Below are 14,539 nucleotides of genomic sequence, written 5' to 3'. Positions count from 1 at the left end.
AGGACGCCCCGCAATATCAGATCGATTCCTGTTTGCTTGTCATTCGTAGAACGGCCGTCAGACGAGCACGGATTGAAGGGGACGGCGGGGACTAGCGTGAGCTGCCAGGGTTGGAAAGCCCATATAGAAAACAAACGTCGGCTGCCATTCTGAATCGCCAGTAATTTCATTGAGCAGGGCTGCACTGGAGGCCGGTCTGCCCTGCGCCCGTTCATGATCCACCATCTCTACGGCTTCGTTACAGGGACGTGCAGCGAGCCCACGAACCGTCGCTAAGAGATGCGCGCGCTCCCAGATTCGCCCCGCACGCAAACACTGCTCTTGATCGTAGCGGTCACGCACGGCGATAAACCCGACGAGCGGCGCGTCGAGCATCAGATTCACATAGCCATTCTTCTCGCTATGGGAGCTGGCCCATTGCACCATTCCCGGGGTCATCATTTTGACAACCGCGCCTTCGACGGGCCTCAGGCCGAAGGCGTCTATGGTCAAGCCATCCCGATGTTCTTCCAAGGAGTTCCATTGCATTCGCACCCAGCGTTCGCTGCCACGCCGGACCTCGGGATCGGAGTAGATCTCCGTGTTCGCGGCGGAACTTACTTCGGCGATTCTTCTCTGATCGGCTTCGGCGCTAAACAAAAACAGTTTTACCTCCGGATCGTCGCCAGGCAGACGGGCGAGCGCTTCGAAAAAATCCGACGGGACAGGCTTTTGCGGATCATAAGGACTACGGTTGGTGTGGCGCCGTGGAATGGCGTCGTACAGCTCACTCGCATCACGTCTCCCTGTCGCGAGATCCACGCGGGCAAGCAGCCGTGGCTTCGGATCGACGGGAATAGGCTCAAGCTTTCCAGGCTGAAGCGTCGCCGTGGCCACGTAGCCGTTCGCAGGCGCAGCGAGCATCAGGTTCTCCAGCGCGCAGCCAATGCCGATGTGTTCTTCACGCAGATAAGGATCGAGTGCACCGACGTTCTTAGTGGGATCGATGTACAGCTCGATAGAGGAGTTGGTGACCTTGAACATCCAGGGTTGGGTGTTGTGCGGACTGGCGGCAAGAATCGCCGCACGCACCAGGGCGAGAGGACCGTCGTTTGTAGCGCGCCAGTCTTTCCAAGGCTCATAGGCTGGTCCTTCACCGACACGAAAGACGCCCTGATCATAGGCGCGCCAGACGCCGCCACCTGCTACGACGACGGTAACCGCCCCTGCACACTTGAGAAACGATCTGCGCTTCACGGACCACACCTCGCCGAGGACTCTCCTGCGAGCCGCGGGTTGACAGTCCATACGTTGAATGTGGCTACAAAGTTGCCCCATTAAGCAATTGTGAGAAGCTGGGTGTTTTTAGCGCCAACGGATTAGTTCCGGCCTTTCACTCGTTCTTCACGCATCGGGCGAGAAAAAGTTAAACTGACCTCATGTCCGACCCCAAAAGCCGCCTCGCTGTAGCCCTCGACTACCCAGATGCCCATCAAACCATGAAGCTCGTCGACTCCCTCGGCCAAACCTGCCAATGGTTCAAAGTTGGGATGGAGCTCTATTACGCAGCCGGCAACGACATCGTCCGTCAACTGAGGGATCGCGGCTTCGACGTCTTCCTCGACCTGAAACTCCACGACATCCCCAACACCGTAGCCGGTGCCGTCCGCTCAGTCACCCAAACCGGAGCCGCCCTCCTGACCATCCACGCCAATGGCGGCGCCGCCATGATGACCGCTGCCGCTGAAGCCGCCAAAGCCCCTGGTTCACCTCGCCTCCTCGCTGTCACGGTCCTCACCAGCATGGACGCCGCCCAACTCGAAGGCACCGGCATCACCGCCTCCCCCGCCGATCAGGTCCTCCGCCTCGCAAAGCTGGCCAGACAATCCGGCATTGACGGCTTCGTCTGCTCTGCCGAAGAGGTCGCCTCCGTCCGCGCAGCCACCGGCCCCGACACCCTTCTTGTCATACCCGGAATCCGCCCCGCAGGCGCTGCCATTGGCGATCAGAAGCGTGTCGCCACCCCAGCCCAGGCCATCGCCCACGGAGCCTCCCTGCTGGTCGTAGGCCGCCCCATCACGCAGGCCGCAGACCCAGCCGCAGCCGCCGAGGCCATTCTCGACGAGATAGCCAAAGCCCATTCAATTTGAGCAGAACTAAGAAACCACCCGGGGCCATGTCTCGTTCTTGAGCTTTGCTTTTCTTGTTGTCATCCCCGAAGGGGATCTGCTGTTATCTTCCTTCTTTTTCACTCGCCGCCGAAGATTAGGCGGCGGTGAAAAAGCAGCGGAAAATAATCTGAAAAGTTGGCGTATTTTTACCGACCGAAAAAGACGCTGCTAAAACACCACGTCAGCCGCACAACCCACCACGATCTCACCACAGAAACACCACGCCAAAGACGGGTTTTCCCGCAAAACCCCTGCAAAAACGCTGTCCCACTACGCCAGAAAATAATTCCGCACAAAAATCAAAAACTATGTAGTCGACCCCGCCCCAACTGCCCCCAAAGCCAGCACCGAATCACTCAGGCGCAGCGCCAGCGACTTCGCCGACCCACCCCCTCGCTGAAACTCGCCGAGCGGCATCTCCGTTACGTCGAAACCACGCTCCATCAGCCGTTTAGCAAGATCCGTCTCCACGGCCCCCATCAAAATATCTCGGCCAACGTTGATCACATTGCAGCCAAACTGTGTAGCCTCTAACTCACTGACGGCAATCCTCTTATCGGCCCCGTAGGCCTCTTCGATCTTTTCCAGCGAAGCTGCATCAAACGCCCCAGGAAAGTACAGCAAATACCCCCCAGCCAGTGGCGCAAAGCACAAATCCAGGTGATAAAACCGCGGATCTACAAGGTGCAGCGAAGTCATGCTCGTATGCCAGGCATCAGCGACATGCTTATGGCTATAACGGCATGTCCTAACCCCATGTGCAGCCCATAGATGGCCGCCATTGGCGTCGAAAAGCGCATCGCCTTCGCCTTCGAAAGAAGTCTCCCGCGGCGTATCCCACAGCAGAAAACCCGCTTCCTGCAACCACTTCCGCAGATGCCGCTCCTCCGTCTGCCGCTGCGGATGAGTGAAGCTCGATACTGCCGCAACTCCGTGTTGCACCACCGCCGCATGCGCCACAAACACCATATCCGGCGACCCTTCCCGCGCATGCAAAAGCCGAACATCCGCCACCCGCTGCAACTGCCGGTACAGATTCTTCCACTGCATAAACGCAGCATCCCGGGACGGCTGATGCAGATTCCCCGCCATCCACGGGTTTATGACGTAATTCACGTCATAGAACTCAGGCGGACACATGAGAAATGTTGGGCGATTGAAATGTGGGAGAGGCGCAAAGGCAGAGGAGGTAAGTGCAGGCGAGCTCATCATAAAACGGGGTTCCTACTTTCCAGCGTCGAGTCTGCCCGTCTCAAGCAGCGATCGTCAAGTCCTTGCGAGTAAATTCTCGGTACAACTTTGGTGCAAAGCTCGCCACGATTTTTGGGCTACCCACAAGCCACACAAAATACGGACCCGGACGTGACAAGGAGCCCGCGTAGGGCTCCTCATCGTATACAACTCTGCCGAATCGCTCGCTTAGAGTTTCTCAAAGAAATCGCACGCCGAGCAGGAGATATACACTCCGCCAGGAGTACCACGTTCACGGTCCTTCACGCGCTTCACGATGCGCGTTGGTTTGGAGCACTTCGGGCAATCCGTGCTCTTGTTAGTATCCATGACCTTCTTACGGTCGCCGGTCTTGGCAATCTTCGCCATAATGCATGCTCTCCCTAATACGAACGTTACGAATATCTCGGCTCACGCGTCGAATGTTTCGTTTTGCTTTCCCCTAGCGGGCAAGCAAAACCTCATCATCCGGTACTTCTCGTAAAGATTGTCCGGGACGAACCACGGCGGGAATCGGAGGAGAAGAACTGCGATTAAAGCTCTCCTACAAGTCTACACGACGGAAGCCCTACAGTGGACGCTGCGCCAATGCAAGATTATTCGAAGGCGGCTGACCGGAGGAAGCTGGCCGCGACGATCCTCCCTTGTTGTCATCAGGGAACTGAACTTTATTGTTGGAACTGCCAGTTGACGCAGCCTCACCGGGTTTCAGCAAGGTGGGTGGCGCACTCGTCTTCTCCGTACCATCTGCAGCCTTATCTCCCATAGCAACTTCACGCGTTGCGTCCGGCGAGTTGTACCCACCCATCTCGTCCTTATCGTGAATCTCGACCGGCTTACCCAATGCAGCAATTTCGACAACGGTCACGCGATCTGCAACAAACCGCACAAATCGAATCGTCTGAGGAACGTGCCCATAGATCCACTCTTCATATCGGGCGCCGTTCGCATCGCCGCTGGGCTGTTCACGCACTTTGTTTTCGGGCGCGCCCAACGCCGCAAGCACCATCCGATGGTTCATTCCCACCAAAACTTCATGCGCAGCGATCGCTTCCTTCAATACAGGTGGCAGCGTGTCCGCATAGGCCTGCTCCGAGGTTTTCACTCCAAAATCGATCACCGGTTCCAACAGCGCTTTTACCTCAGGCGCAGAGATTTCGGGTACATGTCCTTCAAAGATCAGCGTAATTCGCGAGCCGGTAGCCGCCTGCCCGTTCGTCTGTGTGACGGGAGCGTCATTGATTTGCACATGGCTTAGAAAGCGGTGTTTCGCATACGGTCCGCCATTAAGATCGAGAATAATTCGATCCGGTTTGATCTCCAACGACGTAATAATTACGCGGTCGCCCAGTGCGGCAGCCTCACCCTTCTGGTAAATCAGCTTCCTGTAGTCGGCTCCACCGGGGCTAATCGGGCCATTCGCGCGAAGCGTCACGGCCGCGCTCACGGGCAGTGCACGGTGAGCAAATCCCTGTTCCGCCTCGAGGTTTCTAACCAATTCCCGGCGCCCACGTTCCGTCATCACGGTATCTGGAAGCGAGACATGCGTGGGGGAAAAATCCGTGGAGATGTCTGCAGTCGCAGTGCCCTCACCTACGACAAAAACCTGACTATGAGCCGTCTTCAACGACAACGCTAGGAGACCTATGAGGAGGGCCGATCTGTGTTGAAAGAGTGCCATTGAAGCACCTCAGATAACAACAGCTTGCGCCTTCTCTTCCCCTTTTGACAAGAGCTGCTTCACTAAATTTCGACCAGACCACTTGAAATCGGCAAAATTGTCCCGGAATGAAAGAGGGGCGATTTATCAGCTCTGGCTAAAGCTTCGGCTCATCCCCAGCCGAACGAGTCTGCGAGGTCATAGGCAGAATCTGGACCAACGAAGTTGGAGCGGCTGACGGCGCCTGTTGCTCCATCGCCACATGAGCCGGAGGTGGCTGAACCTCCAGCGCATATCCACGCGCAACAATCGGCTTATGCGTGTAATCCCATGCGTAATCGCGTGTGATGCGTACCAGGACCACAACTCCGACCAGTAGCGCAATCGCGGTGAATCCAGCGCCTTCGGGTCCGTAACCACCGCCAGTCAGCCAGAGAGGGCCAACCGCCCGCGTCTGCACAACACTTGCGAAGTCATTGATTCCGCTGATTGGAAGGCCAAACAGTATCCCAATGCTCGCATTCCAGGCAAAGTGCAACCCCCAGGGGAGCCACAGGCCGTGTGTCCGCAGCCACGCCACTGAGAGGAGCAGGCCAGCCAACATCGTCACGAAAACACTCGCCCAGGTTGCACCGGGATTCAGAGCGTGTCCGAGCCCAAACAGAAGCGACATCCCAATTGTTGCCGCGACCGGTCCAACCGCTTCAATCAAGCGACGGAAAGGGTAACCCCGAAATGCGATCTCCTCAGCCAGAGCTGCAATCGCGAGGGTTCCAAGATTCGAAAGTAACAGCCATACCGCTCGCGGCTGCATCCACAGCTGGACATCCAACTTTCCCATCAAGGCCATCGGAAGAACGGCCAACACTACGCAACCCCAACCCAGAGCAACCCCGAGAATCCACTCTCGCAGCGATGTTGCTCTCTTCGGCAGACCAAGAACGTCGCGGAGCTTCGAGTTTCGATGTGCAATCGCCTGTAGGATCGAGAACCCGACCGCCAGCAAAAAGATCAGAAAGAACGCTGCGAGCAATGGTCGTGCGGCGTCGATACTAAGCCGTCCCGAAATACCACGCGCTGCACGCCCTGCCAGCACATCCGAGGCGAGAAACCAGGTCGCAGATGTTACGAAGAGCGCCAGCTGCAAAGTGCGCTCAGAGCGGCCTGGATATGTCGAATTGATGGCTTGCAACGCTGGCTACTCCAGAAACGGTCGTACACCGCTAAGCGGTGGTGTAAAACTGCGCGATGTTGCGAAACTTGGTGTAGCGCTGCTCCAATAGCGTATCGAGCGGTAAATCACGAAGAGTTGCAAGATGGTCCCGCAGTCTTTGGTCGACTAGTACCATCGCAGCCTCGGGATCGTTCTGGGTCCCACCCCATGGCTCCGGCAGCACTTCATCGACACAGCCAAGAAGTTTGACGTCTACTGCCGTATATTTCAAAGCCGCAGCAGCCTGCTGCTTCTTGCTCGCGTCCTTCCACATGATCGACGCACAGGCTTCTGGTGAGATAACCGAATAAATCGCGTTCTCGAGCATCAGCACCCGATCGGCCACGGCCAACGCCAAAGCTCCGCCCGAGCCGCCTTCTCCGGTAATAGTCGCAATTGTGGGAACTCGCAGTCTGGACATCTCCAACAGGTTGCGTGCGATCGCTTCGGCTTGTCCACGCTCCTCTGCCCCAATCCCAGGATAGGCGCCCGCAAGGTCCATAAACGTAAAGACGGGCCGGCCAAACTTTTCCGCTATTTTCATTGCCCGCAGAGCCTTGCGGTATCCCTCAGGATCAGGACTGCCAAACTTTCGTGCGACCCGCTCCTTCAGGGTGCGGCCCTTCAGGTTCCCGATCACCATCACCGGTTCGTCGTGAAAACGCGCCATGCCACAGCTCATCGCCGCGTCGTCGCCAAAGGCACGGTCGCCATGGATCTCGCTGAAGTCGGTAAACAATGCTGCAATGAAGTCCATCGGGTAGGGGCGCTGGGGGTGCCGTGCCAGCTCCGTCTTTATCCACGCTTCGGGAGTTGGTGCGGATACTGCCTGGGAATGCGCTGTTCTTCCGGTCTCGTGTTCTGCCATTGTCTGGGTATGCTTCGCTGATTTCTATAACGATTGTATGGCATCGCCCGCTAGTCGATGATCCGAACCCCTCCGCGGCCAACTAGTTCCTCAACCTTATCTATAAAAAGTCGATCTGCGGCAACCAGGCAGTTGTGAGGCTCAAGCACCGCGCAAAACTCCCCTGGCTCCTCAAGATCAAGCAGAAGCTTCCCCTTACCCGGAGCACCAACCAGGATGGCATGCAATTTCTCCAGCAGCGCCACGTCCGGATTGTGCAGTGGCACCTTGATCCGCAACGAATCCGGCAGCTTGATCTTTACGTCCTCCAGCGCCTGAATGCTAGAAATGGCCAATTTCGGCGCAGAATCTTCTTCCCCGCGCAGCACGCCCCGGATAACTACCGGCACATCGATCTTCAGCTTCTCCGCCAACTTCTCGTACGACTGAGGAAATGCGATCAACTCGATCTTCCCGACCGTATCCTCGAGTGAAGCCTGCGCATACATCTCACCGGAGCGCTTGGACTTTGCCACCTTCAGGCCCGTAATGACGCCTGCGATAGAAATCTCGTTCTGTGGTTCCTCACTACGTCCACGGCGAAACACCTGTGGCTCAGGTTTCATCTCACAAGCCGTTGCTGTATCGACCACCTTCATGTTCCGTAACTTCTCCCGGTATTTATCCATCGGGTGTCCCGAGACAAAGAATCCCAACACCTCTTTTTCATTCTGCAAACGAGTATGTTCATCCCACTCCGCCACGCTCGGCAGCGCGTCTTCCCCGTTATTCGAGGAAGACGGATGCAGGTCAGCGTCGAAGATTCCAAACAATCCATGCTGACCAGCCGCCTCATCTCTCTGCGACTTCTGTGCCCTCTCCATCGCTTTATCGAGAGCAGCGCACAATGCAGCCCGGCCGCCAAACGCATCCATCGCGCCAGCTTTGATCAGTGACTCGAGTACCCGTTTATTCAGCAACCGCAGATCAACCTTCTCGCAGAACTCCCACAGGCTCGAGAAGCCCTTCTTCCCTGCTGCCTGCAGTGCCGTACGAGCCGCAATGATTGACTCAATTGCGTTATGCCCCACGTTCTTGATCGCCGCAAGCCCAAACCCGATCGCCCCATTGATCGGCGTAAAGTTCGCATCCGAAACCTGCACATTCGGGGGCACCACTGAGATGTTCATCTCGCGGCACTCCGAGATGTACTTCACGACATTCTCCGGCTTTGACGTTTCGCTCGTCAGCAGCGCCGCCATAAACTCCACCGGGTAATGCGTCTTCAACCAGGCGGTGTGGTATGCCAGCAGCGCGTAAGCTGCTGAGTGCGATTTGTTGAATCCATATCCGGCGAACTGCGCCATTAGGTCGAAGATCTTCCCAGCGGTATCCTTCGGATGCTTATTCGCTGCCGCGCCGCTCATAAACCGGTCGCGCTGCTTTGCCATCTCCGCAGGATCTTTCTTCCCCATCGCACGCCGCAACAAATCCGAATCGCCAAGCGAATAACCCGCCAGCACATTCGAGATCTGCATGACCTGCTCCTGGTACACGATGACCCCAAGCGTCTCCTTCAGAATCGTCTCAAGCTCGGGCAACTCGTAGCTCACAGGCCGCCGGCCCCACTTACGTTCGATGAAGTCATCGATCATGCCACCTTGAATAGGCCCCGGGCGATAGAGCGCATTCAACGCCGTCAGATCCTCCACCGTGTTCGGCTTATACCGCCGCAGCACATCTCGCATCCCACCCGACTCAAACTGAAAAACGCCCGACGTCAGTGCGCGGTGATAGATCTGCTCATAGGTCGTCACATCGTCAAGCGGCACTGTCGACATGTCGACATCCTTGCCGGTCGTCGATTTGATCAGCTTCAGCGCATCGTCGATCACCGTCAGCGTCGTCAATCCGAGGAAGTCCATCTTGAGAAGTCCCATCTTCTCGACGGCCTTCATGTCATACGCTGTAACGATATCGTCGTTCTTTGCCCGCGTCACCGGAACCAGCTCCGTCAGCGGCTTCGGCGCAATCACCACACCCGCAGCATGCACGCCCGCACCACGCACCAGCCCTTCCAGTCGCAGCGCGGCATCGATCAACTCTTTAATCTTCGGATCGCCTTCATACGCGCCCGCCAGCGTGGGCGAATCCTTCAGAGCCTGATCAATCGTGATGCCGATCGTAGGCGGTATCATCTTCGCAATCCGGTCGACTTCACCATACGGCATATCCAGGGCCCGTCCAACGTCCTTGATCGCCGCCTTCGCCGCCATTGTGTTGAACGTGATGATCTGCGCAACCTGATCACGACCGTACTTCCGATTGACGTACTCAATCACTTCGCCGCGCCGGTTCATACAGAAGTCAATATCGATATCCGGCATCGATACACGTTCCGGATTCAAAAAACGCTCAAACAGAAGTTCGTTCTGCAGTGGGTCTATATCCGTAATCTGCATCACATAAGCAACCAGCGAGCCCGCAGCCGATCCACGGCCAGGCCCTACAGGAATATTTTGCTCGCGTGCATATTTGATAAAGTCCCAAACAATCATGAAATAGCCGGAAAACTTCATCTGTTTGATGATGTTTAGTTCGCGATCCAATCGCGCGTGGTACTCCGGAATCGTCTTCTTCAGGAGACCCCGGTCACGAAGATGCGCCACTGCCGTTTCAAGCCGCATCTCCAAACCCTTCCGGCACACCTGCTCGAAATAGCTGTCCAGCGTCTCACCTTCGGGCACCACAAAGTCCGGAAACGGATTATCGACCTTCACCATCTTCACGTTGCAGCGCTCGATAAACTGCATCGTTCGCGTGCAAACCTCTGGGTTTTGTGAGAAGGTGCGCAGCATCTCCTCCGCACTCTTGATGTAAAACTCCTGCGTGTCGAACTTGAAGCGCTTCGGGTCATTCATGCTGCCCGCGGTCTGAACGCAGAGCAGAATCTCATGTGCACGTGAATCATCAGCAGCAACATAGTGGCTGTCGTTGGTCGCGATCAGCGGAATATCAAGCTCCCGTTCCATCTTGAACAACGCATCGCAAACAGCCTTGTCCGGCGCCAGCCCGTGATCCTGAATCTCGAGAAAGTAATTCCCCTTCCCAAAAAGGTCCTGATAGAAACCGGCCGTACGTTTCGCCTCATCGTACTTGTCATCCATCAGGAATTGGTTCACTTCACCCGCAAGACAGCCAGAGAAACCGATCAGCCCCTCGGAGTGCCGAGCAAGGAAATCCTTGGACACCCGCGGCTTCCGATAGAACCCATGGAGTGCCGCCTCGCTCGTCAATCGAACCAGATTGCGATAGCCTTCCTGGTTTTCCGCCAGCACAAGCAAGTGGTTATACTTGTCGCCCTCAGGTGCAGCGCGATGATCATCGTTCTTGCAGATATAAAGTTCACACCCGAGAATCGGCTTGATTCCCTTCTTCTGCATTGCGTCAAAGAAGTGCACCGCGCCAAAGATATTTCCATGGTCGGTCATCGCAGCTGCGGTCTGGCCAATTTTGCTCAAATGCGCGGCGAGTTTATCTACGTCACACGCGCCATCGAGAAGGGAGTAATCAGTATGAAGATGAAGGTGGGTGAACTCTGCTGCCATTCCTCTAGTTTAGAACCCTCCACCCCATAGGAAAACGCGGTCCCAAATCGCCGCATCAGAATGCATAACCAATGGCCAGCATCTTCCTCATCGAAGCAATCAGCCGGCGAATTCGCCGCCGAAAACGCGAGAAGAAGCTACACTTCGCCACTCAATGGCCAAACACTCAGGCCGAAATCAACCATTGGAAGGTTCTGAACGCCGAGCAGGAGGTAGCCACGACGGGGGCTCCCTATCAAATCGAAGCTGGCTTCCATTTCAAACTTGATGGCGAATACTATGGCGGCTACCTTCGCAGCATCGCGCTCACCCACCATGAGGCAGAGTCCAAGGCCACCGGTAGCCCCCGCGTAAACATTCGCTACAACCCTACAAATCCAGACGAAACCGTAGTATTCGCCGAAGACAACCCAGACAATCTTCCCTTCCGCATCATCTCCGGCTGACTATCGCCAAGCCGCGGTTAGGCTGGTTGCGGCAGAAAGCGCGAAGCTGGAAAGCCGAAGATCCGCAGTCTCAGGCAATATTCCGCCTCGACCGCAAAGTGCAACATCTTCTGCAGCGTCGAGTACTCTGGGGGCCATGGCGCTCCAGAGGTTCGCCACGCAAAGGAGTAGTGCGCAAGGATTAGCCCAGCACGAGGAAGGTGGCTCGGCGAACTGATGACCTCCGCACTCTTCCAATGATGAGCCTCCATAATTTGCTCGCTATAGTAAATATTCTGAATCGTATTTTGCGCCTGGTCTTCTACCGTAATGTCACTAGTCGGCACCCCCTGCGCAACCGCCAAAGTCTTCATTACGTCGGCCTCGGTAAACCGATTGTGCGCAGCGCCGCCGGTAAAGATCAGGTGAGGAGCAACGCCCGCTTTATATTCCCGTGCCCCTTCCATAGTGCGCTCCCGCTGCTCCGGCGAAGGTGTTCCATCTGCTTCGGCAGGATTTCCCAGAACGATGAGAGTGTCGAAGTGAGTAAGGTCGGTATTATGGTGCGGTATATTTCGATACACAAATGCGGTGCCGATAACTACCACTAAAACCACCACCAGTGCGCTGATCAAAACCTTCCGAAGTGACTGCATTTGGCCTCAAACTCTCCGTTCTGAACAAGACTAGTGGCGAGTTCCACATAATGATCGACTGCCTCAAGGAGCTCTCGTTTCGAAATCTTTTCCCGGGGTGTATGCGCTACATGAATCGAGCCCGGTCCCAACAGGAACGGTTCACCCCACGCCGTCAGCTTAGGAATGTCGGTCGTAAACTTTGCGATCATCGTCGGGAGACTCCCCACCTTCCTCATTCTTACGAACGGCAAATCAAGACTGAACTCAACATCCGCCCGATCGCCCACCGCCGCGACAATCGACCTCCTCACCTCATCCGACGGCCCCACCAGGCGAACCAGGATATGCGCCTCAGCTTTGTCCGCGATCACATTCGGAGCACGCCCACCATCGATCAATCCGATGTTCAAAGTGGAAGGGCCAATCTCCGGCTCGACTGGCAATTGCAGCGCCAGAACATCATGGAGTGCTTCGATCAATTTATCGATTGCGGACTCGCCCAACTCTGGATAAGCAGAGTGCGCCATGCGGCCCTTCGCCCTGAGTTCAACCCGCAACGCGCCCTTCGACGCCAGGGCCAGACGATTGTCCGTCGGTTCCCCATTGATCAAAAAACGCGACCCCTTAGGAGACAAGTTAGCGGCGGCAGCGCCAGCCGAATCTCGTTCCTCTCCCACTACGAACAGCAGTCCAACCTTAACTCCTCCCTCACGCAACCGATCCGCAGCCGCAACTTGCGCGGCGATAATTCCCTTCGCGTCGCAGGTTCCTCGGCCATACAAAAACTCATCATCCTCGGAGCAGCCGAAGAACGGAGGGACAGTATCCATGTGGGTGGATAGCACTACATCCGGAGTAATTCCGGGCATCGCTGCGTACACGTTGAAACGCTCTCCGCTGCCTGCTCCCGGCGTGCTTGCGCCGTCCGGCTGTTCGACCTCCGTCCGCTCGACAGAGTAACGCTGCTCCCCAAGATATTCGTAAAGAAATGCACCGGCATGACCCTCGTGATACGTAGTGGATTCAATGTTTACGAGCTTTTTAGTGAGTTCAATCGGGTCAATCGCCATGTCCTCCAGCATACGGCATCGTTCATAAAGAACGGATAACGCGCGCACCCGATAAACTGAAGAAGATGACGCAAACCACTACCTCCCAGATACGATCGATCGACGATCTTCGCGGCCCCGCTGGCCGCCTCGAGGCCCTCCTCAACACCGGTCTTGATGCCGCCCCTTACGCTGCCCTGGTCTGCCATCCACACCCAGCCGGCGGCGGCACAATGCACAACAAAGTCGTTTACCACGCTATGAAGGCCTTTTCTTCCTTCGGCCTTCCCGTCCTTCGTTTCAACTTCCGCGGGGTGGGCCTTAGTGAGGGCGCTCACGACGACGGCCACGGCGAGCAGGACGACGTTCGCGCAGCTCTGGACTGGATCCAGCACAACCTCAACCGCCCGACTCTCTTCGCCGGGTTCTCCTTCGGCTCGAACGTCGGGCTGCGCGCCTGCTGTGGAGATCCGCGAGTCAAGGGTCTCATCGGCCTCGGCGTTCCAGTCCGTGCGGAAGGTCGCGACTACACCTATAAGTTTTTGCCTGAGTGCACGCAGCCGAAGCTATTCATCAGTGGAGACCACGATCAATACGGCCCCAGCGCAATCCTCGAAGGCGTCTTTGACAGAGCGCCCGAACCAAAGCGTCTCGTCTGGGTCGCAGGCGCAGACCATTTCTTTCAGGGAACAACGGAGTCGCCCAACCCGAAGCTCGATCGCATGCAACAGGAGATCCGTCTCTGGTTACAAAGCGTATTCAGCTTGAGCTAAAGAGCTAAGCCGCGCCTCGTTCGGCTAAACGGTCTCCGAATGCCACCGGTTCCGAATGACGCCCTACGGTTACGCGCGCTTCAGACGCCAAAGGCTTCGACAGCCAGTCCCGCATTGCCTCATTGCAGATCTCAGGTGTCTCTTCAAAAGCGATGTGCCCCACACCGGGAAGCACCATAAGGCTAGACTGCGGAAGGATCCGCTGTAGTTCTCTCGCAGAACTCAACCCAACCGCTCTGTCGCGATCTCCCCATATCAGCAGCGTAGGTTTGGCCACCAGATGCTCAAGGGCAGAACGCAGCAACCCCATGTCCACAAACCAACGCTGAACTATCTGCAGGACGTGATCCATCGTGCCTGGAATATGCAGCCCCTCTATATACCCCTCCAGAGCTCCGACCGAAACGCGAGAAGGGTCACCATACATTCGGCTGAGCGCGGTCGCTTTCAACATCCTCGGAAAAGAAGGAATCTGTTGCGCGAACCACATTCCAAACCTTGTTTGATAGAACCGAATCAACTGGTGCCCCAGGTCGCAGAACGGGTTTGCTGGAGCAAACAAGATGAGTCTGCGCACTCGATTAGGATGTCGAGCCGCAAACATCATGGCCACTGCTCCACCGTGTGAATGGGCGGCTATATCGGCCTCATCCAGTCCCAGCGCATCCATATAGGCAGCCAATCGGTCCGCAGTCGCTTCAAGCCCCGCGTCCAGCCCCGGGACCCGCTCCGACTCGCCCATATTGAACAAATCGATCGCGTAAACGTCAGAATCTTGCGAGAGAAAGTCGATGTTGCGGCGCCAGTTTTTCGCCGACCCCACAAGACCATGAAGCAGCAGAAGTGGCCGCCCGGACCCCGCGCGCTGATAATGGACCTTCATCCCGCCAACTACAACGAAACCGTCAGTAATCAGACCACTCTCTTTTCGTGTCACTGTTCTACG

Annotated in this window: 13 protein-coding genes; 3 read left to right on the top strand and 10 right to left on the bottom strand. The window is 56.4% G+C overall.

Annotation, left to right across the window (positions count from 1 at the left end):
• Nucleotides 1-57 precede the first annotated feature (57 nt).
• A complete protein-coding gene (locus RBB77_RS13990; protein WP_353062362.1) occupies nucleotides 58-1,236 on the bottom strand; it encodes an Acg family FMN-binding oxidoreductase in 1,179 nt (392 codons plus the stop codon).
• 182 nt (nucleotides 1,237-1,418) lie between these two features.
• Between RBB77_RS13990 and pyrF the strand changes: the two genes are divergently transcribed.
• Nucleotides 1,419-2,129, top strand: a complete 711-nt coding sequence (gene pyrF / locus RBB77_RS13985) for an orotidine-5'-phosphate decarboxylase (RefSeq protein ID WP_353062361.1) — start codon at nucleotides 1,419-1,421, stop codon at nucleotides 2,127-2,129.
• A gap of 327 nt (nucleotides 2,130-2,456) precedes the next feature.
• On the opposite strand, the gene RBB77_RS13980 is transcribed toward pyrF, so the two are convergent.
• The 6 genes from RBB77_RS13980 to dnaE all read right to left on the bottom strand — a co-directional run bounded on the left by RBB77_RS13980 (nucleotide 2,457) and on the right by dnaE (nucleotide 10,708).
• On the bottom strand, nucleotides 2,457-3,362 hold the full coding sequence (locus RBB77_RS13980) for a dimethylarginine dimethylaminohydrolase family protein (RefSeq protein WP_353062360.1): 906 nt from the start codon (nucleotides 3,360-3,362) through the stop codon (nucleotides 2,457-2,459).
• Nucleotides 3,363-3,569: 207 nt separating this feature from the next.
• On the bottom strand, nucleotides 3,570-3,749 hold the full coding sequence (locus tag RBB77_RS13975; RefSeq protein ID WP_020713649.1) for a hypothetical protein: 180 nt from the start codon (nucleotides 3,747-3,749) through the stop codon (nucleotides 3,570-3,572).
• Between the two features lie 199 nt (nucleotides 3,750-3,948).
• Complete coding sequence (locus RBB77_RS13970) at nucleotides 3,949-5,061, bottom strand: hypothetical protein (protein ID WP_353062359.1); 1,113 nt, start codon at nucleotides 5,059-5,061, stop codon at nucleotides 3,949-3,951.
• A gap of 136 nt (nucleotides 5,062-5,197) precedes the next feature.
• Nucleotides 5,198-6,232, bottom strand: a complete 1,035-nt coding sequence (locus RBB77_RS13965) for a CPBP family intramembrane glutamic endopeptidase (RefSeq protein WP_353062358.1) — start codon at nucleotides 6,230-6,232, stop codon at nucleotides 5,198-5,200.
• 31 nt (nucleotides 6,233-6,263) lie between these two features.
• Nucleotides 6,264-7,121, bottom strand: coding sequence for an acetyl-CoA carboxylase carboxyltransferase subunit alpha (locus RBB77_RS13960; protein ID WP_353062357.1), 858 nt, complete (start codon nucleotides 7,119-7,121; stop codon nucleotides 6,264-6,266).
• 50 nt (nucleotides 7,122-7,171) lie between these two features.
• The gene (dnaE, locus tag RBB77_RS13955; RefSeq protein ID WP_353062356.1) at nucleotides 7,172-10,708 is read right to left on the bottom strand and encodes a DNA polymerase III subunit alpha; all 3,537 of its coding nucleotides are present in this window, start codon (nucleotides 10,706-10,708) and stop codon (nucleotides 7,172-7,174) included.
• Between the two features lie 71 nt (nucleotides 10,709-10,779).
• On the opposite strand from dnaE, the gene RBB77_RS13950 reads away from it, so the two are divergent.
• Nucleotides 10,780-11,154 (top strand): DUF3592 domain-containing protein, encoded by a 375-nt coding sequence (locus tag RBB77_RS13950; RefSeq protein WP_353062355.1) that lies wholly within the window; start codon nucleotides 10,780-10,782, stop codon nucleotides 11,152-11,154.
• A 17-nt stretch (nucleotides 11,155-11,171) separates the two neighbouring features.
• Here RBB77_RS13950 and RBB77_RS13945 read toward each other — a convergent pair whose 3' ends face one another.
• Nucleotides 11,172-11,789, bottom strand: a complete 618-nt coding sequence (locus RBB77_RS13945; protein ID WP_353062354.1) for a YdcF family protein — start codon at nucleotides 11,787-11,789, stop codon at nucleotides 11,172-11,174.
• Nucleotides 11,765-12,841: a M20/M25/M40 family metallo-hydrolase gene (locus RBB77_RS13940; protein WP_353062353.1), complete on the bottom strand. Its 1,077-nt coding sequence runs from the start codon at nucleotides 12,839-12,841 to the stop codon at nucleotides 11,765-11,767. The genes RBB77_RS13945 and RBB77_RS13940 overlap by 25 nt, the downstream gene beginning before the upstream one ends.
• 65 nt (nucleotides 12,842-12,906) lie before the next feature.
• On the opposite strand from RBB77_RS13940, the gene RBB77_RS13935 reads away from it, so the two are divergent.
• Entirely contained in the window at nucleotides 12,907-13,593 is a 687-nt protein-coding gene (locus tag RBB77_RS13935) for an alpha/beta hydrolase (RefSeq protein WP_353062352.1), read from the top strand.
• Nucleotides 13,594-13,597: 4 nt separating this feature from the next.
• Here RBB77_RS13935 and RBB77_RS13930 read toward each other — a convergent pair whose 3' ends face one another.
• Entirely contained in the window at nucleotides 13,598-14,530 is a 933-nt protein-coding gene (locus RBB77_RS13930; RefSeq protein WP_353062351.1) for an alpha/beta fold hydrolase, read from the bottom strand.
• Between the last annotated feature and the right edge of the window lie 9 nt (nucleotides 14,531-14,539).

Origin of the sequence: Tunturibacter psychrotolerans (assembly GCF_040359615.1) — a bacterium.
Lineage (GTDB): Bacteria > Acidobacteriota > Terriglobia > Terriglobales > Acidobacteriaceae > Edaphobacter > Edaphobacter psychrotolerans.
This window is presented reverse-complemented; position numbering and strand designations above follow the sequence as displayed.

Coding starts and splice junctions, on each gene's coding strand:
- pyrF (WP_353062361.1), top strand. CDS start 1,419: ATGTCCGACCCCAAAAGCCGCCTCGCTGTAGCCCTCGACTACCCAGAT.
- RBB77_RS13980 (WP_353062360.1), bottom strand. CDS start 3,362: ATGATGAGCTCGCCTGCACTTACCTCCTCTGCCTTTGCGCCTCTCCCA.
- RBB77_RS13975 (WP_020713649.1), bottom strand. CDS start 3,749: ATGGCGAAGATTGCCAAGACCGGCGACCGTAAGAAGGTCATGGATACT.
- RBB77_RS13970 (WP_353062359.1), bottom strand. CDS start 5,061: ATGGCACTCTTTCAACACAGATCGGCCCTCCTCATAGGTCTCCTAGCG.
- RBB77_RS13960 (WP_353062357.1), bottom strand. CDS start 7,121: ATGGCAGAACACGAGACCGGAAGAACAGCGCATTCCCAGGCAGTATCC.
- dnaE (WP_353062356.1), bottom strand. CDS start 10,708: ATGGCAGCAGAGTTCACCCACCTTCATCTTCATACTGATTACTCCCTT.
- RBB77_RS13950 (WP_353062355.1), top strand. CDS start 10,780: ATGGCCAGCATCTTCCTCATCGAAGCAATCAGCCGGCGAATTCGCCGC.
- RBB77_RS13945 (WP_353062354.1), bottom strand. CDS start 11,789: ATGCAGTCACTTCGGAAGGTTTTGATCAGCGCACTGGTGGTGGTTTTA.
- RBB77_RS13940 (WP_353062353.1), bottom strand. CDS start 12,841: ATGGCGATTGACCCGATTGAACTCACTAAAAAGCTCGTAAACATTGAA.
- RBB77_RS13935 (WP_353062352.1), top strand. CDS start 12,907: ATGACGCAAACCACTACCTCCCAGATACGATCGATCGACGATCTTCGC.